Source organism: Nocardioides pyridinolyticus (assembly GCF_054653575.1).
Genome location: NZ_BAAIFY010000101.1, coordinates 1 through 401, shown reverse-complemented (window position 1 = coordinate 401; position 401 = coordinate 1). Strand labels below are relative to the sequence as shown.

1 protein-coding gene is annotated in these 401 nt (G+C 69.3%); it reads right to left on the bottom strand.

Annotated elements, in window-relative coordinates; all coding sequences use genetic code 11:
• The coding region (locus ACYQ0U_RS22830; RefSeq protein WP_459976174.1) for a peroxidase family protein at nucleotides 1-401 on the bottom strand (401 nt) is incomplete at both ends.

Sequence of the window (401 nt, the reverse complement as noted above, 5' to 3'; positions counted from 1 at the left end):
CCCAGGTTCTCGTCGAGCTCGCGCTCGTCGGCGTACCGCTCGTCGCCGAGCCAGGTGTCCTCGGGGCCCCAGAAGATCTCCTCCGGCTCCCACACGTCCTCGCGGCCGAAGCCGAAGCCGAACGTCGTGAAGCCCATGTCCTCGAGCGCGACGTTGCCCGCCAGGACGAGCAGGTCGGCCCACGAGATCTTCTGGCCGTACTTCTGCTTCACCGGCCACAGCAGGCGACGCGCCTTGTCGAGGTTGCCGTTGTCCGGCCAGCTGTTCAGCGGCGCGAACCGCTGACTGCCCTCACCGGCGCCACCGCGACCGTCGTAGATCCGGTAGGTGCCGGCCGCGTGCCAGCTGAGCCGGATCATCAGACCGCCGTAGTGGCCGAAGTCGGCCGGCCACCAGTCCTG